Annotated in this window: 22 protein-coding genes and 2 pseudogenes; 18 read left to right on the top strand and 6 right to left on the bottom strand. The window is 41.6% G+C overall.

Features of this window, described 5'->3' with window-relative positions:
• Positions 1-754: 754 nt before the first annotated feature.
• Positions 755-1,189 (top strand): annotated as a pseudogene (locus tag HMPREF0083_RS24660) (IS3 family transposase); the annotation flags it as partial.
• 473 nt (positions 1,190-1,662) lie between these two features.
• On the opposite strand, the gene ytaF reads toward HMPREF0083_RS24660, so the two are convergent.
• Positions 1,663-2,295 carry a sporulation membrane protein YtaF gene (gene ytaF / locus HMPREF0083_RS24655; RefSeq protein ID WP_021624682.1) on the bottom strand — a complete coding sequence of 211 codons (633 nt, stop codon included), beginning with the start codon at positions 2,293-2,295 and terminating at the stop codon, positions 1,663-1,665.
• Between the two features lie 259 nt (positions 2,296-2,554).
• Between ytaF and HMPREF0083_RS24650 the strand changes: the two genes are divergently transcribed.
• The 3 genes from HMPREF0083_RS24650 (at position 2,555) to HMPREF0083_RS24640 (ending at position 5,423) form a co-directional block, all read left to right on the top strand.
• On the top strand, positions 2,555-2,740 hold the full coding sequence (locus tag HMPREF0083_RS24650) for a DUF3973 domain-containing protein (protein ID WP_021624681.1): 186 nt from the start codon (positions 2,555-2,557) through the stop codon (positions 2,738-2,740).
• 243 nt (positions 2,741-2,983) lie between these two features.
• Complete coding sequence (locus tag HMPREF0083_RS24645) at positions 2,984-3,649, top strand: DUF1232 domain-containing protein (RefSeq protein WP_040304960.1); 666 nt, start codon at positions 2,984-2,986, stop codon at positions 3,647-3,649.
• Positions 3,650-3,701: 52 nt separating this feature from the next.
• Positions 3,702-5,423, top strand: a complete 1,722-nt coding sequence (locus HMPREF0083_RS24640; protein WP_021624678.1) for a methyl-accepting chemotaxis protein — start codon at positions 3,702-3,704, stop codon at positions 5,421-5,423.
• A 161-nt stretch (positions 5,424-5,584) separates the two neighbouring features.
• Here the strand turns inward: HMPREF0083_RS24640 and HMPREF0083_RS29570 are convergent, their stop codons facing one another.
• The gene (locus tag HMPREF0083_RS29570) at positions 5,585-6,328 is read right to left on the bottom strand and encodes an HD-GYP domain-containing protein (RefSeq protein ID WP_040304978.1); all 744 of its coding nucleotides are present in this window, start codon (positions 6,326-6,328) and stop codon (positions 5,585-5,587) included.
• A pseudogene (locus HMPREF0083_RS29565) lies at positions 6,323-6,940 on the bottom strand (manganese efflux pump); the annotation flags it as partial. The pseudogene HMPREF0083_RS29565 and the gene HMPREF0083_RS29570, both read right to left, overlap by 6 nt.
• A gap of 430 nt (positions 6,941-7,370) precedes the next feature.
• Between HMPREF0083_RS29565 and fmdA the strand changes: the two are divergent.
• The 8 genes from fmdA (at position 7,371) to HMPREF0083_RS24595 (ending at position 14,360) form a co-directional block, all read left to right on the top strand.
• A complete protein-coding gene (fmdA, locus tag HMPREF0083_RS24625; RefSeq protein ID WP_040304958.1) occupies positions 7,371-8,558 on the top strand; it encodes a formamidase in 1,188 nt (395 codons plus the stop codon).
• Between the two features lie 57 nt (positions 8,559-8,615).
• On the top strand, positions 8,616-8,897 hold the full coding sequence (locus tag HMPREF0083_RS24620; RefSeq protein ID WP_040304955.1) for an FmdB family zinc ribbon protein: 282 nt from the start codon (positions 8,616-8,618) through the stop codon (positions 8,895-8,897).
• A 337-nt stretch (positions 8,898-9,234) separates the two neighbouring features.
• Complete coding sequence (locus tag HMPREF0083_RS24615; RefSeq protein ID WP_148316064.1) at positions 9,235-10,167, top strand: beta-ketoacyl-ACP synthase III; 933 nt, start codon at positions 9,235-9,237, stop codon at positions 10,165-10,167.
• Positions 10,168-10,190: 23 nt separating this feature from the next.
• Positions 10,191-11,432, top strand: coding sequence for a beta-ketoacyl-ACP synthase II (gene fabF, locus HMPREF0083_RS24610; RefSeq protein ID WP_021624672.1), 1,242 nt, complete (start codon positions 10,191-10,193; stop codon positions 11,430-11,432).
• Between the two features lie 102 nt (positions 11,433-11,534).
• A complete protein-coding gene (locus HMPREF0083_RS24605) occupies positions 11,535-12,263 on the top strand; it encodes a SprT-like domain-containing protein (protein WP_240961492.1) in 729 nt (242 codons plus the stop codon).
• A 28-nt stretch (positions 12,264-12,291) separates the two neighbouring features.
• Positions 12,292-12,597 (top strand): hypothetical protein, encoded by a 306-nt coding sequence (locus tag HMPREF0083_RS24600; protein WP_021624670.1) that lies wholly within the window; start codon positions 12,292-12,294, stop codon positions 12,595-12,597.
• A gap of 34 nt (positions 12,598-12,631) precedes the next feature.
• On the top strand, positions 12,632-12,760 hold the full coding sequence (locus tag HMPREF0083_RS29885; RefSeq protein ID WP_021624669.1) for a hypothetical protein: 129 nt from the start codon (positions 12,632-12,634) through the stop codon (positions 12,758-12,760).
• A 331-nt stretch (positions 12,761-13,091) separates the two neighbouring features.
• A complete protein-coding gene (locus tag HMPREF0083_RS24595) occupies positions 13,092-14,360 on the top strand; it encodes a DHH family phosphoesterase (protein WP_021624667.1) in 1,269 nt (422 codons plus the stop codon).
• 180 nt (positions 14,361-14,540) lie between these two features.
• Here the strand turns inward: HMPREF0083_RS24595 and yjcZ are convergent, their stop codons facing one another.
• On the bottom strand, positions 14,541-14,609 hold the full coding sequence (gene yjcZ, locus HMPREF0083_RS28535; RefSeq protein WP_240961493.1) for a sporulation protein YjcZ: 69 nt from the start codon (positions 14,607-14,609) through the stop codon (positions 14,541-14,543).
• Between the two features lie 566 nt (positions 14,610-15,175).
• On the opposite strand from yjcZ, the gene HMPREF0083_RS24585 reads away from it, so the two are divergent.
• Entirely contained in the window at positions 15,176-15,958 is a 783-nt protein-coding gene (locus HMPREF0083_RS24585; protein ID WP_021624664.1) for a hypothetical protein, read from the top strand.
• Positions 15,959-16,007: 49 nt separating this feature from the next.
• Here HMPREF0083_RS24585 and HMPREF0083_RS24580 read toward each other — a convergent pair whose 3' ends face one another.
• A complete protein-coding gene (locus tag HMPREF0083_RS24580; RefSeq protein ID WP_021624663.1) occupies positions 16,008-16,664 on the bottom strand; it encodes a GDSL-type esterase/lipase family protein in 657 nt (218 codons plus the stop codon).
• A 343-nt stretch (positions 16,665-17,007) separates the two neighbouring features.
• On the opposite strand from HMPREF0083_RS24580, the gene HMPREF0083_RS24575 reads away from it, so the two are divergent.
• On the top strand, positions 17,008-18,051 hold the full coding sequence (locus HMPREF0083_RS24575) for a S8 family peptidase (RefSeq protein WP_021624661.1): 1,044 nt from the start codon (positions 17,008-17,010) through the stop codon (positions 18,049-18,051).
• Positions 18,052-18,161: 110 nt separating this feature from the next.
• On the opposite strand, the gene HMPREF0083_RS24570 is transcribed toward HMPREF0083_RS24575, so the two are convergent.
• Positions 18,162-18,500, bottom strand: coding sequence for an Hsp20/alpha crystallin family protein (locus HMPREF0083_RS24570; protein WP_021624660.1), 339 nt, complete (start codon positions 18,498-18,500; stop codon positions 18,162-18,164).
• A gap of 314 nt (positions 18,501-18,814) precedes the next feature.
• On the opposite strand from HMPREF0083_RS24570, the gene HMPREF0083_RS24565 reads away from it, so the two are divergent.
• From HMPREF0083_RS24565 to HMPREF0083_RS24550, 4 genes are all read left to right on the top strand, one after another.
• A complete protein-coding gene (locus HMPREF0083_RS24565) occupies positions 18,815-20,776 on the top strand; it encodes a putative thiazole-containing bacteriocin maturation protein (RefSeq protein WP_021624658.1) in 1,962 nt (653 codons plus the stop codon).
• Positions 20,776-22,719, top strand: coding sequence for a TOMM precursor leader peptide-binding protein (locus tag HMPREF0083_RS24560; RefSeq protein ID WP_021624657.1), 1,944 nt, complete (start codon positions 20,776-20,778; stop codon positions 22,717-22,719). Before HMPREF0083_RS24565 ends, HMPREF0083_RS24560 begins: the two co-directional genes overlap by 1 nt.
• A 22-nt stretch (positions 22,720-22,741) precedes the next feature.
• A complete protein-coding gene (locus HMPREF0083_RS24555) occupies positions 22,742-24,319 on the top strand; it encodes a SagB family peptide dehydrogenase (protein WP_021624656.1) in 1,578 nt (525 codons plus the stop codon).
• 209 nt (positions 24,320-24,528) lie between these two features.
• Positions 24,529-24,825: a hypothetical protein gene (locus HMPREF0083_RS24550; RefSeq protein WP_021624655.1), complete on the top strand. Its 297-nt coding sequence runs from the start codon at positions 24,529-24,531 to the stop codon at positions 24,823-24,825.
• Positions 24,826-25,080 lie beyond the last annotated feature (255 nt).

Below are 25,080 nucleotides of genomic sequence, written 5' to 3'. Positions count from 1 at the left end.
AACATTCAACAAAAACGGGGCGTCCAGCAGTCAGTTTTCACTGACTTTCTGGACAGCCCCTTATTTTCTAGAATCCTCCGTAAAGGAAACCATAAGCAAATGGGGAAATTAGGAAGCCGAAGAAATAAAGCAATGAGACATATAATAATATACGGCGGAGTAATCCCTTTTCACCTTTTAATGCTAAAATAAAACTTAAAATAGGAGAAATAAAAATTGTATAGGTTGTGTATGGGTTATCTAATAACCCAAATAAGCTGAATTCAAGCCTAGCGCAAATATAGAAACTAATAGACAATATAATTAATAGAAGGGATAATCGATTAAGGTTTTTCGCCATAATTCCTCCTTATTTCCCCAAACTTAAATCTTCCCTATGAATATTATTAAACTCAACAAAGTGTTTGATTTAGTTAATTAAACTGAGGAGATTAATTAACATATTTTAATAATAAGAAAAAATTATTCCTTAACATGATTATTTTACCAAAAAATAATCATGTATATAAGATGATTCTACCGTTTATTATAATAAATTACCTGACTACTTTCCTTATTTTAACGTGTAGATGAGACAGGAAACTGATTTTTAATTATAGAACGTTCAATAACATGCATTATGCAAACTGTAAATTGGGAGGAAACCCGGAATTCGTCTGATTTTAGCTGAATTCTGGGTTTTTTCTTGTCGGGAAATTTCCTGAAAAACTCCTGTTTTACTAGGGATATGATCTGCATTTTTCCTGTACTTACACACTTTGCCTCTGTTTTAGACCTGCATTCCAAAAAAGTCGTCGAATATTCTTTCTCTCGTTACATGACAACAGAACTCGTACTTCAAACCTTACACAACGCCGTTTCGACTCAAAAGCCAGCCCCAGGTCTCATCATACATACCGATCTTGGTACGCAGTATACAAGTGAAGCTTTTGCTAAAAGATGTCAAACCTATGGAATAACACAATCTTTCAGTCGTAAAGGGTGTCTGTATGATAACGCTTGTATTGAGTCTTTCCATGCCATTTTGAAGAAAGAAGAGGTTCATCATGTCGCATATTTAGACTATGCCTCTGCCAAATTGGTGATGTTTCAATATATCGAGGGTTGGTATAATCTCAGACGAATTCACAGTCAGCTTGACTACCAAACTCCTCAAGAAGTAGAAGATAGAATCAAACTGTCAGCATAATGAGTTAACTTATTTGTGTCCAAGATGTTGACTTAGATCCACACCATCCTATCTCTAGAGTTTTGGTCACACTTAACTTTTTCGAGATTTGGAGAGGTACTCCTTTTTTTGTGTCTGAAAGCCTTTGTAGTTACTAGGCTCAGATTTATGAAAGTAATTCATATAGTAATATTTTGGGAATATTGATTCCAAAATATAAATCTGTAGTAGAAACCCGAACAACGCATTGTTCATTGCTCGGGTTACAGGTCATGTAGTATAGGATTTTTTATCAGCCAATACAAGCGATAATAATGAGAAGGATAATAAGCAGGACAAAAAGCGCCAATATTGGAACAAGTTCTTCGTGCCTGCTGAAAAAACGCATAACTCTCCCCCCTTTTTTCAGGAACCAATTCAATATTATGTTAAATGTGTGAATTGGTTCCTAAATCGTCATCCAGTACTTTACAAAAGGGGTGTGCTGGCATCACTTAAAATAGGAAATTCACTGCAATGACTAAAAGCATGACTCCACTTATAATTGTGCCGAATTGGCCTAACGTGAAAGAACCGATACGAACGGAGGATACTTTGTAACCAAAAACCACACCAGCCCAAACTGTTAGAAAGCTGCCAATTGCGGCCGCTAAGGATATAGCCAACGGCGATAAACCAAGCAAGCCTGCACCTAATCCGTTAGTAAGAGCATTCGCCGAGAGTGCAATGCCAAGAATAATAGCCTCCCCCCAGCCGATTTCTCCAGATTTATCGATATCGGCTTTTTCAGGATTTTTAAGCACCTCTTTCATACTTATAGTAGATGTTTCATTCTCATCCATTGCTTTTGCAACGTTCTTTTTACGTGGGATTGTTAATAGGATGATTCGGATACCAATAATGAATAATAAGAAAGAACCTGCTAGAACAGGGAATATGCCAGGCAAAACCTGAGAAAGCCACTGTCCAAACAAAATACCGGTTATACTGAAGAGAAAACAGATGACTGCAATCAGAAGATTTGAAAGCCAGCTAATGCGAATCCCCCGAATACCATACGATATGCCTACCCCTAAATTATCGATACTTGATGCAAGAGTAAAACCTAAGATAATTAACCACGTCATGCTATTCCCACTCCCTTCTTTTGCTGTAATTGTATTAAAGGTGTTGAGAAGTTGTGTCTGTCCTTACAAAAACTGTTGAGGAACATTCAACAAACCATCAATAGTAAATATTTACGTCAGCTAATGAAAGGGCTAATAAACGTTGGAGTGTTGAAATTTTATCAAAACTTTTTTGTATAAAAACGCACTTTTTTCAACATTGCCTCATACTATGGCTTCAACAGGATAAGGATTTAAATTAATGAAGGGGTGGGTGTAAATGTATTATTGCATCGTTTGTTCTCAACTTCACAAAAAAAGAAGTGTGAAAGGTAAAATATTCAAAAACGGATTCTATATAGATTCATTTTTAGGAAAACAGATTCATTTAGGTATATGTGATGAAGAAGGAAGCAGGGAGAGTAAGCAAGGAAAAATTACGCAAGTTACAATTGGAAATGCATAGGGAGAGAAGAATAAGCTTTTAAGGGCTGTTCATTATTGTGCTAAAAAGACGTGAATGGATCATCGTTCCATTTACGTCTTTTTTGTTTATAAGATGGAGTTTGCTTTAGCCTGTTGGGATGCTGAAGGAACATTTTAAGGTAGAAATATTTAAATATTCATCATACTGAAAATATTCAGAGGTTGTTACATATACTGTTGATAAAATTGCAATGCCCATCAACATAAAAAGGAGGAACGGGTTATGTCTGAAGACAGAGCCAATATACACCTCAGGTTACTATTAAAAACATTGCTGAGGGAACGTTCACTGTCAATGCGTAAGCTTAGTGTACTTTCAGGAATCGATACAGCGACGATTTCGCGAATTATAAACGGAAAACAAAAAGCAAATCCTCAACACTTACAAAAATTTTCTGAATGTCTTGGAGTTCCTATAGGAGAATTATTTGAAGCGGCTGGTTTTCATATTGCATGGAAACAGGAAAATATGGATTCAGATATTCATAACTCTGTTGATGTTATTCAAAATTTTCTTGAGTCAGCTAAATTATTGGATCAACAGTATACAACAGCACGTGTTGAACAAATGTTAGTTAATTATAAACAATATGCACAAACAGAAGAAGGAAGAAAATCCATTATTGGGAACTTTGAGGCGAAGCTTCAGAAAGTGGATGGGATAGGTCCGTTTATTGGTCATTTAAAGCAAATGTATGAGAAGTTTCGCCATGAGAAATGTACACTTGTTGAATCTGCCTTAATGGGAAGTGCTCTATTTTATTTTATTTTGCCTGTAGATGTGATTCCAGATTACTTATTTCCGATTGGTTATTTGGACGATGCCGTGGCCGTGAGTATCGTTTTAAATCAATTGTCAAAAATGAGGAACGTCCAGGGGAAAGAATAATACAAAACAGAAGGGGAAAACAGTCGTTCGAACGAAAAAGAGGGGGATCACTATGAAGTTTCTCATTGATATGAAAACATCATGGAAAATTGCTTTACTCGTTATTTTTGCAGTACTTTTTTTAGCTATCGTTGGTTTTGTCGGGTACACGTATATGGAAAAGCTTAGTCAACGTACAGAACAGATGTATAGTGACTGTTTAGCTGGGATTATGCATTTAGAAGGCTTAAAAGAAGTTTCCCAAGAAAGTAATGCCAATTTACTTGAATTAATAATGGCTACTGACGCAGATAGAAAAGCAGAGTTAAAAAATATAATTTATGCGAATATGGAAAAATTTAATAATTTGATGTATAAATACGAACAAACACAGCTTGATCCTCCTGAAGTCGCAAACTTAAAAAAATTAAAAGAAAAACTTGGCGCTTACCGTGAAGCAAGGGAAAAAATCATTGCATTAGGGATAGAAAATAAACATACAGAAGCGCATGCTTTATATCTTAATGAGGTAGCACCCCTTACCAAAGAAACCATTCAGCTAGAAAATGAGTTAATTGATTATAATGAAACTGTTGCGGTGGAACTAAATGAAAATACTTTATATGAAAAAAAGCAAGCCACCATCATTATTAGTGCTGTGATAGCTTTTTCAATACTGATATTTATTGTTTTAAGCTTTGTAATCACTAGGCTTATCATAAGGCCGTTGCATATCTTACGATGTGAAATAACAGAGCTGACTGAACGTGGAGGTGATCTTACGAAAATGATTGAGATTCAATCCAGGGATGAGATAGGGGATCTGGCTTCTGTAATCAACCGGTTTTTGATGCGTTTACAAACAATTATCAAAGGAATCAAAACAAACACATATGAAGTGGCACAAAATATTGCTAGTACTACGTTACAAGTTAAAGATATAAATGAACAAATTGAGGCTATTTCGTCTACTACTCAGCAATTATCGGCTGGGATGCAAGGAACAGCAGCTTCAACTGAACAAATGAATATAACATCGCTTGAGATTACACGTTCTGTTCAGGAAGCGGCCAGAAAAGCAGAAGAAAGGGCAGGTGCTGCAAATGAAATTAACCGACGGGCAAATGAATTAAAGAAAGCAGCTATATTCTCACAGCAAAATGCCCGCCATATTTATGAAACATCACAAAAAAAATTACTGAAGGCGATTGAGCAATCTGAAGTTGTTGAGCAAATCAATACATTATCAAATATAATTTTGGATATAGCGTCCCAAACGAATTTATTAGCCTTAAATGCATCGATTGAAGCAGCGCGTGCTGGAGAAGCAGGCAGAGGATTTTCTGTTGTTGCTGATGAAATTCGGAATTTAGCGGAGAGTTCAAGTAGAATCGTTACAGATATCCAATCCATTACAAAAATTGTTATATTAGCGGTTGAAAATTTAGCTAATAGTTCAGAGGATATTCTGGGTTTTATTAATAAGAGCGTAGTTGAAGATTATAAAATGTTTGTAAAAACAGGGGAACAATATAGCAGGGACGCCGAATTGATTAATAATATGGTTACTGACTTTAGTGAGACCTTCGAGGAAATATTAGCTTCTGTTCAAAATATGACTCAAATTATGAATGAGATTACGTTAGCAACAACAGAAGGTGCACACGGTTCAGAATATATCTCACAAAAAATCATGCTTATGATGGATAAAGTTCAAGAGATTGTGCATCAAACTAAACGAATAGAGAACAGTTCAATACAATTATCAGGCAGTGTAGAAATATTTAAAGTTTAATTTTAAACTTTGTTATTTACCAAGGGTGTTGATTATCCAGTATGATCCAGGGGGGGCGTCATCACACCATGCCCCAAACGGGCGTCGGTTCGTCTCCCGCATGGAAGCGCTTGTTGCCCTAGCCAGGCGGGACCGCAAAACATCTGGGTAGATTATTTACATTATTTAATTTGGGAAACTACAGACAAAATGTTTTTTTCTTCTATCTCTAATATTCTCAAAAAAGCATCGGAAACCTCCGGATCAAATTGCGTACCTCTGTTTTTACGAATTTCGTTGATTGCGTATTCAAAATCTGCTTCACTCCTATACACTCTCCGGGAAGTCATAGCATCAAATGCATCCGCTACTGCCATAATTCGGGCTACCAGTGGAATTTGTTCACCTTTTAATCCTTTTGGATACCCTGTTCCATCAAATTTCTCATGATGATAAAGAATCATATCCAAAACACCGTTCTTTTGGAAGGACGGAATATGTTTTACCATTTCATATCCAATAGTGGGGTGCTGTTTAATGATTTCATATTCATCATCTGTTAACCGAGATGGTTTAGTTAAGATTGATTCCGGTACTCCGATTTTTCCGATATCGTGAATAATCCCACCCGTATATAGATGTTTCAGTTGTTTCTTAGGTAATCTCATCTCTTTAGCTATAAGTAAAGAGTAGTATGCTACACGCTCCGAATGACATTCCGTATATTTATCTCTTGAATCTAAGGATTTGGCAAGAGTAAGGACGAGATTAAGCGAGTTTTCTTTTTCTTTCATATAAGACTTAATTAGTGTAGAGATGATTACCACAACTAATATATACATTAACCATTGAATAATCTGGAAAGTGATTTTTGCATCTCCAGTTGTTTCAAAATCATAATTAATAGTCACTGTAAAACTAAGCATTTGATGTAAACCAATGAGAATCATTAAGATACCAGAAATAATGGTTGCTTGTTTGCCTAATTTTTCAGCAGCGAATTGTGAACCTATATACGCACATAATCCAACACATATATAACTAAATACACCTGAAATAATTGAAGCTAACCAAATGTTGAGATGAGTAATTCCTACATTAAATCCACCAGCCAAATTATTTATAGACAAGGCTATTCCAAGTATAATTGATTCACCTATACTCATTGACTTAGATTGGCCGGAATCAGCTTCCTTAGCATGATATAAAACTTTTGAAATTCTTATTGTTATATTGTTTCTTTTTTCAGATAGAGTATTTCTCTCAAATCTATCTGGTTGACATAATACCCAAACCCCGATGGAAACGAGTACAATAATTCCAATTAAATTACACATAAATGGGGTAAACCAATAGGAAATCCAGTTTCCGAAAATGCCTCCCCCTATTGCTAATAAAAACGCCATGAATGCAATAATAAAGTTATATGCCCATGGAATTTGAATTTTCCTTACTCCATATGCAAAACCAGCTCCCGCATTATCAAGATTAGCAGCTATCCCGATCCCAAGGATGAGTAATACACTATATAAATCCAAAAAATCACTCCTTTTTTATTTTAACTATATACATCTGATTGGATACATCGACACATGTTTGTGGTGGGAGGTAAGAAAAGAAGGAAGGGCGGTGGGCGGGAGCGGTCGGAAAAAGACACATTGGCCTTTCTTCTGTCGGAGCGTAGGGCACATCCACCCTCTTCTTTCTTCCGAATCTCCTCCTTCCAACCACGCTATCCTGTTAAGATATCAAGTGTAATTTATATATATGCAGAAGCCCTGTCTGTTTAGCCGCAGCACATATAATTACATAATGAATGCTTTTGTCAGAAAATAATAAAATTAAGGCATAAAACTGTGTCATGTCTAATAGTAAGAGGTAAGGTCATAAATAGTAGCTTTTTCTTGTTATCCTAAAATGTCGCTAGTCTATATGCGTACGTTCACTAATCTTTTGGGAGGGATTATCATGCCTGAAGTATTATTTCGAGTAGATTTGAACAAACCGATGGACGAGCAAGAGACTCCGGGTCATAATCGGTGGCATCCGGATATTCCAGCCACTGTGTCCGTTAATCCAGGCGACATTTTCCGTATTGAATGTAAAGACTGGACCGATGGACAAATTTCCAACAATGATGATCCTTCTGACATTCGTGATGTGAACTTGAATCGGGTTCATGTATTAAGTGGACCGATTTGGGTGAATGGGGTAGAACCAGGCGATCTTCTTGTAGTAGATATTTTGGATATCGGTGCCATTCAGGGAGCAGAATGGGGATTTAATGGGGTATTTGATAAGCAAAACGGGGGAAGTTTCTTGACCGAGCATTATCCTGAAGCACTTAAATCCATCTGGGATTTCCAAGGAATTTATACGACCTCCCGTCATATTCCAGGCGTCAAATTCGCTGGGATTATTCACCCAGGTCTAATTGGAACAGCCCCTTCCCATGAAATGCTAGCCAAGTGGAATAAAAGAGAGAAAAAGCTATTCGATTCCAATCCAAATCGGGTTCCAACACTAGCCAACCTTCCAACGCCAGATAGTGCCGTTCTTGGGACGCTAAAAGAAGCTGAATTCGATAGGGTTGCTAGGGAAGGTGCACGAACTGTACCACCAAGGGAGAATGGCGGGAACTGCGATATTAAAAACTTGTCTAAAGGTTCGCGTATTTATTTTCCGGTATTCGTCCAAGGAGGCAAGCTATCGCTCGGTGATATTCACTTTTCCCAGGGCGATGGGGAAATTACCTTCTGTGGCGGAATAGAGATGGCGGGATGGGTTGATCTTCATGTCGATGTGATTAAAGGCGGGATGTCCAAATATAACATTATTAACAACCCAATATTTAAGCCGGGTCCAGTTGAGCCACATTATAGCGATTATTTAGTATTTGAAGGTATTTCTGTTGATGAGTTTACAGGGGACAACCACTACCTTGATGCCCATATTGCCTACCGCCGTGCCTGCCTGAATGCGATTGAGTATTTGAAAACGTTAGGCTACACAGGAGAGCAGGCATATATGATTCTAGGAACAGCACCTGTAGAAGGTCGGATTAGCGGAATTGTTGATGTCCCGAATGCATGCTGCACGGTTGCCATACCGACAGCTATCTTTGATAAGGATATTCTTCCAAAGCTCAACCGTTAATAGAATCGCAGAGTGAAGCATCAAGCGTTCGTAATCGAAGAAGAGAGGTGTAAACGAATGCCTATTTATGAATATCGTTGCAAAGAATGTGGAAATTTTGAAAAATGGCTAACCGTGCAAGAGACTGGGCTACGAGTGGAATGTCCTACATGCGATGAACAGGCGGAACGTGTGTTTTTTGCACCGGTCCTGGTCATGACGTCTCATAGTATTCGCAAGAGGATAGAATATGAGGCGGAGCCAAAGGTAATGAGTAAGCAGGAATTGGATGCGAAGCCTCATTACCACCGACATATCCATAAAAAAGAACCGGGTCGTCCATGGCAAATCGGACATTGAGCTAACATCCCATAGATTCCTTTTTCAATAAGAATTATTTTTTTATGTTCATATTAATCATTGCCCCTTTTGCCCTTCTTTTATGTATAATACAAATGATACATACCCCTCTCGGAAATTTGGAGAGGGGTATGTTTTGGGCAAAATAATATAATGATGGATAAAAATAAATTAACAGTATTTTTATATTTATTTACGTGTTTTATCTGAAAAGGTATAGTAGGTAGAGGGTTTATACATTACATAGTTTAATTTTTAAAAAATGCGCAGAGCATAAAATGGAGAATGGATTGCTATGAAAATGGAGACTGCATAAAGATGGGAGACCAGAGAAATGATTCGTGTCGGCGTATTAGGGTTAGGTGTCCATGTTCCTGCGAAGATTGTAACAAATTCTGATTTGGCAGAGATGATGGATACTTCTGATGAATGGATTCGAACAAGAACAGGGATCGAAAAAAGGCATATCGCATCAAAGGATGAGCGTACATCCGATATGGCAACGATTGCAGCAGAAAAAGCAATCAAAGATGCTGGATTGACGGTTGAAGATATTGATTTGATTTTAGTAGCAACCGCAACTCCCGATTATATGTTCCCTTCCACAGCTTGTTTGGTTCAGGATAAATTAGGAGCAAGAAACATAGGGGCGATGGACATCAGTGCTGCTTGTTCCGGCTTCATTTATGGAATGATCACCGCCAAGCAATTTATTGAAACAGGCGCATATCGTCATGTGTTGGTCATTGGCGCTGAAAAATTCTCTGAAATTGTTGATTGGGCTGACCGTAACACAGCTGTTTTATTCGGCGACGGTGCAGGAGCGGTTGTTCTCGGTCCCGTAAGCGAGCATAAGGGAATCCGTTCCTTTGAGCTAGGTGCCGATGGAAGTGGTGGTCAACATCTCCGCACGGATAAAAAGGTAAAAATGAACGGGCGGGAAGTGTACAAATTCGCTGTCCGCCAAGTTCCAAAAACGATTTTGCATGTGATAGAGCAGGCAAATGTTACAATAGATGATATTCATATGATCGTTCCTCATCAAGCGAATATTCGAATTATTAAAGCGGCCCAAGAAAAGCTAGGGATCGAGGACCAGCGTATTTCTGTGACCGTAGATAGGTACAGCAATACTTCTGCAGCTTCAATTCCGTTATCTTTGCACCATGAAGTGACAACCAGAAGAATTAACGATGGAGATACGTTAGTTTTAGCTGGCTTCGGAGGCGGACTAACCTGGGCAAGCCTCGTCATAAGATGGGGAAAGTAGATTAGATAGAAGGAGATATAATTATGAATAAGCAACGTGTTGTTATTACAGGAATTGGTATGATTACACCGTTAGGGAATGATGTGAAAACGACTTGGGACGGGATTGTAGGTGGACGTTCTGGAATCGGTCCGCTTACACGAAGGGATGCCGAGAAATTTCCGGTAAAAGTTGCAGGGGAAGCAAAAGATTTTGATCCTGCAAACTATATAGATAAAAAAGAAGCGCGGAAGATGGATCGGTTTACGCAATTTGCGGTTGCTGCTTCTCTGGAGGCCATGCAGGATGCAGGTATTAAAGTTGGAGAAAACATTGATGCAGAACGCATTGGCGTCTGGATTGGTAGTGGGATTGGCGGAATGGACACGCATGAAGAGCAGTTTAGAAGATTCGAGGAAAAAGGATATAAGCGGGTAAGTCCATTTTTTATTCCGATGATGATTCCTGACATGGCCTCGGGACAAGTTTCTATTCTGACCGGAGCAAAGGGAGTCAACGCTTGTACGGTAACCGCCTGTGCATCCGGGGCGAATTCAATCGGAGATGCCTTTAAAGTAATCCAACGGGGAGATGCCGACGTTATGATTGCGGGTGGTACGGAGGCCCCGATTACTGATTTGGCACTGGCTGGATTTTCCAGCATGACAGCACTTAGCTTCAATCCTGATCCAAAAACAGCAAGCCGTCCATTTGACAAAAATCGGGACGGGTTCGTTATGGGAGAGGGAGCAGGCATCTTAATTCTTGAAAGCCTTGAGTCCGCTACACGCCGAAAGGCAAACATTTACGGTGAGATTGTAGGATATGGAGCAACTGCGGATGCTCACCATATTACTACACCTGCGCCTGGTGGGGAAGGCGGGGCTAGAGCGATGAAATTGGCTCTCGATGATGCAGGAGTAAATCCGGAGGATATTCAGTATATTAATGCGCATGGCACAAGTACGTTTTACAATGATTTATATGAAACACAGGCAATTAAGTCTGTATTCGGAGAGCATGCGTACCAGGTTGCCGTGAGTTCGACTAAATCCATGACAGGGCATTTGCTTGGAGCAGCGGGCGCGATTGAAGCGGTATTTTCGGTTTTGGCAATAAAAGAAGGCGTGTTGCCTCCTACGATTAATTATGAAACACCTGATGAAGAAGTGGATTTGGATTATGTGCCTAATAAGGCAAGAAGAGCAGATATACAGGCCGTTTTGAGTAACTCTTTAGGCTTTGGTGGCCATAATGTATCGTTAGTATTTAAAAAATATGAATAGCAAACAAAAAGCTGTCTCTTTAAATCGAGACAGCTTTTTACTTATGTATCTTTTTGTCAAATGCACTTTGCTCCTTTTTTGGTGAAATCTGTGTTGCCAAGAATGCATGAATCTTCTAAAATAACAAGAATGAGCAATAATAAACCTACTGCGCTTATGATGAAGTACTTGTATTCCCTCATTTTAGAATCGGGAGAAAAACCGGATTCTTTATTATCTAGGCTTTCATATAAAGAAGCTATGGACTGGATGAATCGGCTCAAATGTCAGGCGAAAGCAAAGGCAAAAGCGTTTCAACACCTCTCTTCCTTTCATGAACGATCAGTAAGGACGATTGATACAAGCGATCATAAAGAATTAGCCTGGATCGGAAATCAGCTTAGTCTTACTTATTATGGGCGGCCATGCAAGGTACCGATAGAGTGGGACAAATCATTGAACAATGCAGCCGGTTTCTTCGCTTTTAATCAGCATACTCATAAGCCGATCCGCATCGTACAAAGCATGTGGCAATATAATCAGTTTGGAGCCCAGCATGTTATCGGTACACTTAAGCATGAACTTGCTCATTACCATTTGTTTACAGAAGGGAAGCCGTTCCGGGATGAGGATGAAGCATTTAAACAAGAATGTAGGCGGATCGGCGCGCCATTGTATGCTCTGGCCATGAAAGAAGGCTATGAGACAAGCTGTGAGGCCTGCGGAATGTTCACCGGGCTTGAGAAGAAGGAGCGCAAGAAACTCAAAAGCCGTTGCTGTAAGGAACCGCTGCATTTTGGTTCGTATGTGCTGATTTTCCCTGATGGACTGAGAGTAGAAGTAGAAAAATAATATACTAAAGAAGGAACCTGCGTATCATATGAAACCAAATCCTAACATCCATCCTCTGTGTGCAGCAGCAATTCAAAAGATTGTACGCATGGATAAACCTGAATTTGCCGACTTTGTGGCTTTAAAGACCCATGGAACCGATGTGTATTCGACCATGGGCTGGAATGAGCTGCAACTATACATAAACGAAGAGACGATCGTGATTGTTGAGCAATTTGAAGATGAGGCCAACATCCTTTCTGCGCTACGATGGGTAGCTAGAGGGTTGCCTGTTCATTATGCGATTCGCAAGGCCAGTGCTGATTATTCGATGTATCGCTATAAAGGTACATAGTCAGCAGAGGACAGAAGCCGGAAAGGATAAGTGTTTGGCTACGAGGAGTACCAACAAAAACTGGTTTTTGGATTTGTTCGCACTGTTTCTAGGGCTGGCAACGGTTCTTCGCTTCGATGCGAGTATGATTGAAGAAGCCTTTTTTAAGAAAGAAGGCATGTGAAACAGACGTGCTTGGAAGGATAAGATTTAAAGAAAAGGATTAGAAGCCACAGCAGATTGTACATACCTGTTGTGGTTTTTTATTTATATATATCGCTTCATAATGTCACATACTATATACATCTGGTTTGATAAATCGACAAACTTTTGTGGCAGGAGGTAGGAAAAGACGGAGAAAATCAGAGACGAGAAAAAGACAGCTGGCCTTTCTTCTGCCGGAGCGCAGGGCGCATCCAACCTCTTCTTTTTTCCGAATTTCCTACTTCCAACCACGTTATCATGTCAAACTATCAAGTGTAACTTATATAACATAAAAAGACAGGAGGAAAGCGATGTATCGTTTATATTCCCATAATGATTTGGATGGAGTCGGATGTGGAATTGTTGCCAAGCTGGCCTTTGGAGAAAACGTCGACATTCGCTATAATTCCGTGGTAGGACTGGATTTTCAGGTTGAACGTTTTTTAGAAAAGGGGCGAAGCGATGATTGCCTTTTTATTACCGATCTCTCTGTGAATGAAAAGAATGAGCAACGGCTTGATGAGCATGTTAAAAAAGGGGGGAAGGTCAAGTTAATTGATCACCATAAAACAGCCCTTCATTTTAATCGGTATGATTGGGCGATCGTTCAGGTCGAGTATGAAGATGGACGATTGGCCTCTGCAACTTCATTGCTGTATGAATATTTGATACAACATAAACTAATGAAACCATCCGAGACATTAAGTCAGTTTGTCGAGCTGGTCCGTCAATATGACACATGGGAATGGGATAAAAATGGAAATGTCGAGGCGAAACGCTTAAATGACCTTTTTTTCATGATTTCCATCGATGAATTCGAAGAGAGAATGATCCAAAAAATAAATACGAGTGATTCATTCAGGTTTGATGATTTTGAACAAAAGATATTGGATATGGAGGACAGTAAAATCGAGAGATACGTTCGCAGGAAACGGCGGGAAATGGTTCAAACCTTTGTCAGAGATCATTGTGTAGGGATTGTTCATGCGGAATCCTATCATTCAGAGTTGGGGAACGAATTAGGGAAAGATAATCCTCATCTTGACTACATTGCCATCATTAATGCAGGGGGAAAGAAAATCAGTTTGCGAACGATCCATGATGAGATCGATGTGTCAGACGTTGCCCAGCGCTTTGATGGTGGCGGTCATGCGAAAGCGGCGGGTTGCTCGTTGACAGAGGAGGCTTATCGCTTATATGTTGCTGAACCATTCCATATCGAACCGTTACGGGCGGATGCCTTTCGGAATATGTATAACCGTAAAGGAGCTAAAACCGGATGTTTATACGAAAATCGGCACGAAGATACGTTTTTTGTCTACCCGTTTGATGAAGGAGGGTGGATGATTGAGGAAAACGGCTTGAGCTTGGCACTTACGTTCGAATCCTTTGAAGAAGCGGAGCGGTTTATAAAAAGAAATCATAATGCCTGGCTTGTGCGGGATGAAATCTTCATTGCTTATCTTATGGAAAACGTAATACGCACGAAAACTGCTGTAAATAAAAAAAATAGTGACTTTGTTTCTTATTCGCCAGTTCTCCATGAATATGAGCGTGAGAGCAGCACACTGCCTCACTAATGATAAAGGGAACAAGACACGAGATAGCCTGTAAAATCCCACTTTTGTGCCTACAAAAGCAGAAAGGAGTAGGTGTAGGTTTTCTGCTTGCCGATGAATCACATGCAAGAGCATCTTTTAAAGAATAAAAGATGCTCTTTTCTGCATAATGAAGGGGGTGATTCTTCGTTCATATCTCTATTAGTTCTCACATGCACAAGAGATAATCACGAGCAGAATAAAGAGAACAAGAATGAAGTTGATTTCCATTCGGCTTCCGAAGAATGACATTTTATCACCGCCTTTTCATGTGGAATCTACTTGTATACTATGTTGCCAGGGGAGGATGAGTGCTAGGTTCTAGCCTCTATTTAGAAGGTTAGGTATCTGTGATTGTGCTTCTCTCATTTTTTGACTGGGAGTGTAGTTTTTTTATGCGAGAGATTCCGAATAAATGATAGGTATCTACCTTTTTAAGCCTGTTTTCCTATAAGAACGAACCATTCCCCTCTCTCTTTATCTCTCCTACATACATCTGGTTTGATCAATCGACAAACTTTTGTGGTAGGAGGTAAGAAAAGACGGAAGGGCGGTGGGTGGGCACGGTCGGAAAAAGACAGCTGGCCTTTCTTCTGCCAGAGCGCAGGGCGCATCCATCCTCCTCTTTTTTCCGGATTTCCTACTTCCAACCACGTTATCATCTCAAACTATCAAGTGTAACTTATATAGTATTATGTTTTTACGTAATTATAGATTCTTGTACAAATTAGTTCCCTTTTAGAATCAGCATAAATAGTATGAAGTAAACTAAATAAAGAAGAAAGAGGAGCAACAAGATGAGCATGGAGAACTGGGAACCGGTAAAAAAATTATCCAGTCGAAGTAAGCTAGGAACAGTTTGGATGGTCCGCAGAAGCAAAAATGGACAAACTGAAACAGGGTACTTTAAATTTTCAAATCTAAAAAATGAGAGGTATGTCGGTCCTCTCCCCGGAAATGAACTGCTTGCTTACCATCTGGCCTCAAGGTTACACCTGCCAGCTGCTCGTGTAGAAGTAGCAAAGATTGAAGGGCAGCTTGGCATAGTATCGCTGGCACGCCCTGTACCTCAAATCTATAAATGGACTCAATTAAATAGACGTATCTACCACAATATTTCGAGTTTTATTCTTCGGCCTGAAAGACTGCTTAAAATGTTTGTTTTTGATATTTGGATTTGCAATATTGATCGACATGGGGGGAATTTGCTTGTTTACCCTGTAGGAGAAAAATATGATTTTTATCTTATTGACCACGGTTTATCCTTGCTTGGTGCCGTGCAATGGCAGGGATTTTCCTGGGATCATCCGCACTGGGACAGGGTGGTAGGCTACAATCGCAATTACGTAAGAGGCCTAACCAAATATATTCGTAATTATGACCAGCTAGAGCCTTACGTAAAAGAGATACAGCGTGTATCTTATGAGGAGCTGGAGGCAGCCGCCGACTCGGTTCCGTTGATTATCCTCTCTCATGAGAATAAAAGAGTGGTAAAGCAGTTGCTACTTTCACGTCAGAAAAAGCTGCATATCATTGTGCAAAAGTGGATAAAAGATTACAAAAGAACCCGGAAAGAGTAATTTCCGGGGTTCTTTGTTTGTCAATGAATCACATGCACAAGGACGAGTGTTAAAGTTTATAATCTACACTCCTAATTGTTTCGGCTATTAATCGATGACCCTTGTAGTTTGGATGCTTGCCATCGACAAATAACAGAGTATTTTCGTGATGTAAAAAGGCGGCATATACAGGCGCAATCTTTGTATGAGAGTCAGCTGCTTTATGGAGAGTTTGATTTAGCTTTTTCACCCATTGCTGGGCTAGAGAAAATTCAGGTTTAGGATTATAGACCTCAATATAGTGGATAATGTAGGGGGTATGGGAGGATTTTTTAATACTTTTAATGCTTCGATCAATGGAAAGAAAATTAAGACGGAAATTTTGGAGTGCCGATTCTACTGCTTCTTTATTCTTCGTTTTATCATAAACTCGCCCTGCCTGAATTAAATCGTTTCCACCAATAGAGCAGGTGATAATATTTGCTATTTGTATGGCTTTGAAAAAGGATGCATCATTTTTAAGTGCATGTAACAATTGTTGACTTGTCCATCCTGCTTTCCCCAAATTGCGGAAAGCAACCGGTGCATTCCACTCTTTTTTTATAAAGTCTCGATACTGATGTGCATATCCATAATTAAACAGAGAGCCAATTCCTACAGTAATAGAGTCTCCTATAGCCGTGTAATGAATGGGCGATAGAGGATTCATCGTCATTATCTTACCCATCTACTCTTTACACCCTCCCTATCCATACAACGATTTCCTCCTATACTATAAGATGCTATATTTTATTGTTGAAAATTTCGATATGTACCGGGGCTTTAGCATAAATGCTATATAGAAATCACTTGACGTAGTAACAAAAGTTCAGGTGGTTGGAAGCAGGAGATTCGGAAAAAGAAGAGGATGGATGCGCCCTGCGCTCCGGCAGAAAAAAGGCCAGCGTATCTTTTTTCTAGTGATTTCATAAAATAGGGCGGGAATTTAGGTATCTCCCTGCTTCTGCTGCATCCCCTTTCACTTCGCTTTTCATATACTGATACTATCATCTAAGAGAGGGGATTCATTTATGGCAAAACGATATCTAATTCATGTAAAAACGGACATGAATCAAGCGCGTGAAGTATGCGTGAAACATAGCGGTGTTCAGGTTTTGCACTGCCATAAGCATTTTCCTTTCATTGTTGCAAATATTGAGAATGTTAAATTCTTTTATAATCACCCAGCCTTTTCTCATGTTGAGGAAGACATCCGAATACGAATTCACCGGGCCAGTCCTTCTGCCCACAATCAGCCTTCCAACGTACCGTGGAATATTCAGGCTGTTCATGCGCCGGCTGTTTGGCCCAAAAGCACGGGTAAGGGTATCCGCGTAGGTGTATTGGATACGGGTATTGCTTACTCCCACCCAGCCCTGCGTGGCCATGTTGCAGGTGGATATAATATCATTTCGGGAACCCAAAATTTCATGGATGATAACGGACATGGTACACATGTATCGGGTATCATCGCCGCCAGAAAACCAGGACGCTTGTATGGAGTTTCCCCGGATGTGGCTCTATATGGAATTAAGGTCATGGATCGGGATGGAAACGGGAGAATTAGTGATATCATTAAAGGAATTGAATGGGCTATTGATAACAATATCCAGATACTGAATATGAGCATTGGAAGCAATACGCATAATGCCGCCTTGGAATATGCAACAAGAAGGGCTCATCAGAAGGGAATTATCCTGGTTGCTTCAGCGGGAAATGATGGAGAGCGTGGTGGCGCTACTGATTACCCAGCCCGTTTTCCCTGGGTTATTTCGGTTGGGGCAGTTGACCGTGATATGAAGAGGGCGTCCTTTTCCAGTACAGGAGACGGAATTGATATTATGGCACCTGGTGTAGGGATCAGAAGCGCCTGGAAAGGTGGGGGATATAAGGTGGAGAGCGGTACGTCAATGGCAGCTCCACATGTAAGCGGTGGGGCCGCCCTCATACTTAGCCGTAATATTAGTATGAGCGGTGGGAAGGCCCAGAAGTATTTAATACAGTTAAGTAATCGGCTAGGGCCACGAAGGGAATACGGACATGGGATTCTGGATCTTTTTCCCCTCTCAAAATAATCTAACCAGAGCGAAAGGAAGGCAATGGCTACAGTATTTCTTTTGAATACAAAATCTCTAACCTATAAAAGAAACGCTATGGAAACAAATCCGTAGCGTTTCTTTTATGTTTATTCAATTGGGATAATACGCGGTTTATGCCAAATATGCATTCTCATTCCTTCAAGGGCCCTCAACGGAACCAAGACAGTTAGCACGTTATCGCGGTAGTTTGCCCTCGCCTTTTCTATAACTGCATTTTGTGGCAATGTGATGGATTTTATGATGTTTTCCGGTATAGTTGCAGCGATAATGGATAACGAATCGTTCGAGATTTCAACCCTAATATTTTTCCGGCTGTATCCTATTCTCATCTGGATAATCAATTCATTTCCTTTTTGCTTTATATGGATGGTATCTATATTTGAAAAGTTTTCAGATCCTTGATTAGAAGTATGCTTTGATCCCACCGTATAATCCCTCCTTGTTTTTATATGAGAAAACTGCTTTTCTCATTTGTTACATACAGAATATGTCCTGTGATTTTCTTGTGTATAGGCTGCTATCCTTAGTAGATAGAATTAGGTTTGTATATGTAAACAAACCAATCCGGTAAGGCCAGTTTGTGGGGATGTTTATTAATTGGTTTTCACATGCACAAGAAGTATTCATTTATCAAGCCGGATGTCTTTATAAAAGTAGACATAAAGGACAAATCGTAGTACGTAAGATTACATGTAAAGTGATGATGATTTGAAAATAACTCACGATAAGGAGGAGTGGAATGGCAAATTTACCCCCTTATACACGTCTGAAGGTGAAAAGAGACACGTTTTTTCTTCCTGATCCAGACGGCGGTGTGTATTTTCGGAACAACGTAAGCTCGTTTCGTATGGAAGGCAGTACAATCGATCAGTGGATTGAAAAATTGATACCGATGTTCAATGGGGAACACACGTTGAAGGATTTGACAGATGGGTTGCCAAGCCCATATCGGGACCGAGTGTATGAGATTGCAGGGGTTCTGTACGAAAATAGTTTTGTTCGGGATGTGAGCCAAGACCGTCCGCATCAATTGTCGGATGAGGTTCTCAAAAGGTACGCTTCCCAAATTGAGTTTTTGGACAGTTTTGGTGATTCCGGTGCATACCGTTTTCAGATCTATCGTCAGGCCAAGGTGTTGGCGGTAGGCTCCGGTCCTTTTTTTGTCTCATTGGTTTCTGCATTGCTAGAATCTGGATTACCCAGGTTCCATGTGTTGATCACGGATGCGGTACCGACCAATCGGCTGCGGTTGATGGAACTGGTGGAACATGCTTGTAAAACGGACCCAGAGGTAGGGGTAGAGGAGATTTTCTTGCAGGAAGAGGGAGTAAGCTCCTGGCGGGAGGCTGTGCAGCCGTTTCATTCGGTTTTGTACGTGTCGCAGGAAAGCGATGTAGAGGAACTGCGGGTTCTTCATAGGATTTGTAGGGAGGAGGAGAAAGTATTACTCCCCGCTATATGTCTTCAACAGGTAGGGTTGGCGGGTCCGTTGGTGCATCCAGACTCTGAGGGATGCTGGGAGTCAGCGTGGCGCCGCATACACCAGTCTGCGCTTGGCAAGGGCCAGCAGTTGGGTCCTTTTTCTTCTACGGCAGGAGCGATGTTAGCGAATGTGATCGTTTTTGAATTGTTTAAAAAAATCACGGGTGTGAGCGAGTCGGAACAGACGAATCAATTTTTCCTGCTTAATCTGGAGACATTGGAAGGAAACTGGCATTCATTTATGCCACATCCATTTGTAACCGGACGTGTGACAGCTGAATGGATTCAAGATTTTGATGTATGCCTCGAACAAAGCTCAAGCAAAAGTGAGCCGAGCCGATTACTTCCTTGCTTCAGCCAGTTAACATCGCCGCAATCAGGGATCTTACATATTTGGGAGGAAGGGGATTTGAATCAGCTTCCGCTGGCTCAATGCCGCGTTCAGGCAGTCGACCCGCTGTCGGAGGGGCCGGCTGAGCTGTTGCCAGACATTGTCTGTGTAGATTTGACACATGAGGAGGCACGGCGGGAAGCTGGGTTGGTCGGGGTTGAAGCGTATGTGTCACGAATGATCGGTCCGCTTGTTACCACTTTTTCTCCGCATCAAGAAGTGGAAGATAGGATAGTGGAGCTGCAGGAATTTGTTGGTATCGGAGTAGGGGAAACAATTGCAGAAGGTGTTTGCCGCGGGTTGCAGAAGTGTTTGGCCGAGGAGCTAGGCAAGCAACAGGTAGACCAGAATCCTCCTGTCTTTCAGGTACAGCTGGATACAGTAGAGGATGAACGCAGCCGGTTTTATTTACAGGCACTGAGTACAATGCATGGAGCACCAATAATCGGCCTGGGAGAGGAAGTGTTCGGCTTTCCTGTGGTATGGATCGGTGTGAATGGTCATTGGTATGGTAGTGCAGGTTTGAATATGACATTGGCATTTCAGAAGGCGTTACAACAGGCGTTTATGAAGGTGCAAAACGAAGCGGCTTGCCTGACGCCGCAAGCGTTGGAAGTTCTGTCCATGCCCCTAGGTGAAAAGATGCCGTTAAGTCTTAAGATTTCTTCATGTGAAGAAGTGACACAATTGGAGATTTTGCAATCTGCTTTGCAAATCTTGAAACGGAACCGCAAGCAGCTTTTAGTTTTTGATTTGGCGGTGGAACCGTTTTTGAAAGAGAAACTGGCAGGTGTGTTTGGTGTGCTGTTGCGTGAGGAGGAATCCTGATGAGCGCTACCGTGGTGATTGTCGGGGAAGGGCTAATGGCGGACCGTGTGTACGGAGAGCTGTCTACCCAATACCAGGTCGTTCGTCAGAGCGATTTCGAGGCGGGAGTACTGGAAGCGGCGGATTTGGTCCTGGTGCTGCATGATGCATGGCATCCTTCTGTTCATCAAAAGGCAGAAAAGATACTACAGCCAATCGGTACCCCCTGGATGCGTGGTTTCGTTTCCTTTGGTGAGGGCATAGTTGGGCCATTGATTCGCCCGGGTACACCGGGCTGCTCCCAATGTGCGGATGTGCGATATCTTATGGCAGGACGCGAGCGTAAGGAGATGTGGAAGCTACAACAGAGACTGGTGGCACATGAAAGAATGACGCGTGATGCTTGGGCATCACGTACAGGGCTTGCACAGGTAGCTCATCTGCTTGAAGCAGAGGTACAAAGGGTGTTGCAAGGCGGCAAGGCTCGTACAGAAGGAAGGATATTCTTAATCAACTTGAAAACGTTGAAGAGTTCATCTCACTTCTTTTTGCCTGATTCGTTGTGCCCGGTTTGTGGTCAATTACCCGACGATTTATCGAGCGCGGCCCGAATTTCGCTGCAACCAAGCCCTAAAGTCAGTATCGACAGTTATCGCTGCCGTACGATGGATGATCTGGGTAAAGTTTTGGCCAAAGATTACTTGGATCAACGGACCGGTTTATTAAATGGTAAAATGTATGATCTCATGTCACCGTTTGCTGATGTGGGTGTAAATCTACCGTTGTTCGGAGGGAACGAGGGAACAGCCGGACGAACTCATTCCTACGCGGTAAGTGAGTTGACTGCCATTTTAGAGGGCTTGGAGCGATATTGCGGCCTGGCTCCCCATGGCAAACGAACGGTGATTCACGACAGTTACCGTAATTTAAAAGATCAAGCGCTCAATCCTGTCAAGGTTGGAGTACATGCCGAGGAGCAATATTTGCGTCCTGATTTTCCGTTTAAGCCGTTTCACCCTGATCGTCCAATCAATTGGGTATGGGGCTATTCATTTTTATATGAGCGTCCGATTTTAGTTCCGGAGCAGCTTGCCTATTATAGCTTGGGCGGAGGGCATGGTTTTGTCTATGAAACTTCTAATGGATGTGCGTTAGGCGGAAGTATGGAGGAAGCTATTTTTCACGGTATTATGGAAGTGATCGAGCGGGATTCGTTCCTAATGACCTGGTATGCACAGCTGCCCCTTCCGCGCCTTGATCCCTATTCAGCTAACGACAAAGAATTGCAGTTGATGCTTGAGCGGTTGCGGGTAGTAGCAGAATATGATGTATATTTGTTTAACTCGACGATGGAGCATGGAATTCCAAGCGTTTGGGCAATCGCGAAAAACAGGAAACAAAAGGGAGTAAACCTCATCTGTGCGGCCGGTGCCCATCTGGATCCGATACGGGCGGTAAAAGGTGCAGTTTATGAGTTAGCTGGCATGATGCTAACGCTCGACGAAAAATTTGAGGCAAATCAGGAGAAGTGTGTACGAATGTTTCACGATCCATCCCTGGTACAACAAATGGAGGACCATTCCATGTTGTATGGTTTGCCGCAATCGCAGGAGCGCCTGAATTTTTTGATGAATGAGGGTCGACCATTACGAACGTTTGACGAGGAATTCAAGTGGAGGGTGAAGCACGCAGACCTGACAGATGATTTGCAGGATATTCTTCAGGTGTTCCGTAGGTTGAGCCTCGATGTAATTGTAGTGGATCAGACAACACCAGAAATTATGCGAAATGGACTGTATTGTGTAAAAGTGCTGATTCCAGGGATGCTGCCGATGACGTTTGGATATCACCTTACCCGTTTGATAGGGCTGGAGAGGGTATTAAGAGTACCGATGGAACTCGGATATGTGAAGCAGCAACTGACGCTTGAGCAGCTCAATCCACATCCGCATCCGTTTCCATAAGCCGTGAGTAGGAGGAAGAAGGATGAGCCTGGAAGTATTTTTGCATAACTTGCATTTTGACACTGATAAGGCAAGACCACCAGAATGGGAGGTGGATTGGGAAGACGCACCGCTTGCATATAAGCTCTATCGCGGCTTGCCTGTGGTTCCGCTTTCCCAGGAGGTACCGCTAACGCTTGAGGGACAGGAGGCACCCGTGAAGCCTGACCTTCACAAAGTCGGTCATTTTCTTTGGTACGTATTCGGGCTTACTCAATTTTGCCAATCCGTCTTTGTTTCGGATTTTACAGAACAAGCGGTGAGCCTAACGCAGTCGTACCGGAGGTTTGTTCCTTCAGGCGGGGCACTGTATCCGAACGAATTGTATATGTATCTGAAAATAGAGGCTTTGCCTGTCGGAGTGTACCATTATGATGTGGCACACCACCGCCTGGTGTTATTACGAAAAGGCGATTTTGACTCATACTTGGCCCGGACTCTTGGCAATCGCTGTGATATGTCTGCTTGTTTTGGTACTGTTTTTGTGTCGACGATGTTTTTGAAGAATTTTTTTAAATACAGTGACTTTGCCTACCGTTTGCAAGGGCTGGATGCTGGTGTGCTGATCGGACAGTTGCTGGAAGTGGCGGAACGGTTTGGCTTTGCATCGACAGTGTACTTCCAATTTCTTGATCGGGCCATTAACCATTTACTCGGACTATCCGAACAGGAGGAGAGCGTGTATGCGGTCATTCCGCTTTCGATAGAGCCTACCATCACTTGGTTTGCTAATGAGAATAATACAGACGGGATTGTATCTGCCACTGAATTGTGCCAAGAGCTGCCGGCGGTTCAACATAATCATTATGTTCGGTCACAGAAAGCTATAGAGTGTCCGATGCTCATCAAAATGAACGAAGCGTCTTTACTAGAATCACTGCGATCATTCCAGCAAATCGAGGAGAAGGATATTAACTATGAAGGCCATGCGATAGCTTTGCCTCATGTAAAACGGTTGTCGTATGATTTGGCATCGGCCTGCCGAAGGCGATATTCACCGAGTCTGGATTTTGTGTTGGGCAAGGTAAGTCAAACGCAGATGGCCACTCTATTCCAAGAGGCGATGGCTTTCTTCTCGTATCGTAATGATTTGGATGGAGCACATGAGAAGCCCGCATCCCGTGTTTCGCTGTATGGATGTTTGTATGGCGTTAAAGGCATGCCAGATGGTGCTTATTACTATGATAGCACAGCTCATGCGTTATGGCCGGTACGTCCCGGAGATCATCGGCTCTGGCTACAACAGGGGATGTCTGCGGACAATGTAAACCTGCTCCAGGTACCGCTCTGTCTACATATCATAGGGGATAAGGCTCATCTTAAAACGGCACTGGGGTATAGAGGATATCGTATTCAACAAATGGAAGCGGGTATACTTATGCAGCGATTACTGTTGGTGGCGTCTGCCATTGGGATGGGAGGACACCCGCTCCTTGGGTTTGATGTGAATTTGTGTGATGAGATTTACAAGATGGATTCGCAAGGAAAGACCAGCCTAATCCAGATCCCGGTTGGTCCTTATCGTCCCCGCCCCTGGTTAGAAGGAAGTTTACATGGCTAATATTAGTCATCATCTTGATTTTGTTTTACAAATGGTTAATAGTAAACATCACCCTCCCTCTGGCTGGTGAACAGAGGAGGGCTTTTCTTTATCAAATTAGACGTATATAAATATCGGTGGCAACGATTATTAGGGTATTCGACTAGGACAAGAAGCGATATTTCCTCATATTCTATAAGAAAGTTATCAAAGTTAGGGGGGAGCAAAGAATGCCTGCTTTTCGTCGAACATTGACAGAAAACATAGGGAAATGGACGGTAATTAATACAAAGGCGGGTGCCTTCCATGTAAAAATTGAAAGTGCAAATAACAAGGGTGTTACTGTATTACTACCGAACTACTATACGGTGAATGATCCTTCAGTTAAACTTATTGAGAAAAACATAAAGGTTAAAGCAGAAGATGCTCAGACAGCACAAAGATTTTTTACACGCGGAGGAAGTTTTGCCTGCGGACGATGTTTCTTTCCATTTAGCTTTTTCTTATTTCCATTTTTCTTTTTTTAGGAGTTGTTTTTGTTTCTTTTAGCCATGAACAGCCCCCAGTATACTTGATATTTTGACAAGGTAGGGTGGTGGGAAGGAGGAGATTCGGAAAAAAGAAGAGGGGGGATGCGCCCTGTGCTCCGGCAGAGGAAAGGCCAGCATGTCTTTTTCCGATCGCCCTCGCCCATAGCCCTTCCTTTTTTCCTGCCTCCCACCACAAATTTATCAAATCAGACGTATATAATCACGCCTGTTGATTATCCATAAGGTGGAAGA

Source organism: Aneurinibacillus aneurinilyticus ATCC 12856, from assembly GCF_000466385.1.
GTDB lineage: Bacteria > Bacillota > Bacilli > Aneurinibacillales > Aneurinibacillaceae > Aneurinibacillus > Aneurinibacillus aneurinilyticus.
Note: the sequence above shows the minus strand (reverse complement) of the source record. Positions and strands in the feature narration are given on the sequence as shown.

What these genes read in the sequence shown, in the direction of transcription:
- ytaF (WP_021624682.1), bottom strand. Translation starts at nt 2,295, where the DNA reads ATGACGTGGTTAATTATCTTAGGTTTTACTCTTGCATCAAGTATCGAT.
- HMPREF0083_RS24650 (WP_021624681.1), top strand. Translation starts at nt 2,555, where the DNA reads ATGTATTATTGCATCGTTTGTTCTCAACTTCACAAAAAAAGAAGTGTG.
- HMPREF0083_RS24645 (WP_040304960.1), top strand. Translation starts at nt 2,984, where the DNA reads ATGTCTGAAGACAGAGCCAATATACACCTCAGGTTACTATTAAAAACA.
- HMPREF0083_RS24640 (WP_021624678.1), top strand. Translation starts at nt 3,702, where the DNA reads ATGAAGTTTCTCATTGATATGAAAACATCATGGAAAATTGCTTTACTC.
- HMPREF0083_RS29570 (WP_040304978.1), bottom strand. Translation starts at nt 6,328, where the DNA reads ATGCTTAGTTTTACAGTGACTATTAATTATGATTTTGAAACAACTGGA.
- fmdA (WP_040304958.1), top strand. Translation starts at nt 7,371, where the DNA reads ATGCCTGAAGTATTATTTCGAGTAGATTTGAACAAACCGATGGACGAG.
- HMPREF0083_RS24620 (WP_040304955.1), top strand. Translation starts at nt 8,616, where the DNA reads ATGCCTATTTATGAATATCGTTGCAAAGAATGTGGAAATTTTGAAAAA.
- fabF (WP_021624672.1), top strand. Translation starts at nt 10,191, where the DNA reads ATGAATAAGCAACGTGTTGTTATTACAGGAATTGGTATGATTACACCG.
- HMPREF0083_RS24605 (WP_240961492.1), top strand. Translation starts at nt 11,535, where the DNA reads ATGCATGAATCTTCTAAAATAACAAGAATGAGCAATAATAAACCTACT.
- HMPREF0083_RS24600 (WP_021624670.1), top strand. Translation starts at nt 12,292, where the DNA reads ATGAAACCAAATCCTAACATCCATCCTCTGTGTGCAGCAGCAATTCAA.
- HMPREF0083_RS24595 (WP_021624667.1), top strand. Translation starts at nt 13,092, where the DNA reads ATGTATCGTTTATATTCCCATAATGATTTGGATGGAGTCGGATGTGGA.
- HMPREF0083_RS24585 (WP_021624664.1), top strand. Translation starts at nt 15,176, where the DNA reads ATGAGCATGGAGAACTGGGAACCGGTAAAAAAATTATCCAGTCGAAGT.
- HMPREF0083_RS24580 (WP_021624663.1), bottom strand. Translation starts at nt 16,664, where the DNA reads ATGGGTAAGATAATGACGATGAATCCTCTATCGCCCATTCATTACACG.
- HMPREF0083_RS24575 (WP_021624661.1), top strand. Translation starts at nt 17,008, where the DNA reads ATGGCAAAACGATATCTAATTCATGTAAAAACGGACATGAATCAAGCG.
- HMPREF0083_RS24565 (WP_021624658.1), top strand. Translation starts at nt 18,815, where the DNA reads ATGGCAAATTTACCCCCTTATACACGTCTGAAGGTGAAAAGAGACACG.
- HMPREF0083_RS24560 (WP_021624657.1), top strand. Translation starts at nt 20,776, where the DNA reads ATGAGCGCTACCGTGGTGATTGTCGGGGAAGGGCTAATGGCGGACCGT.
- HMPREF0083_RS24555 (WP_021624656.1), top strand. Translation starts at nt 22,742, where the DNA reads ATGAGCCTGGAAGTATTTTTGCATAACTTGCATTTTGACACTGATAAG.
- HMPREF0083_RS24550 (WP_021624655.1), top strand. Translation starts at nt 24,529, where the DNA reads ATGCCTGCTTTTCGTCGAACATTGACAGAAAACATAGGGAAATGGACG.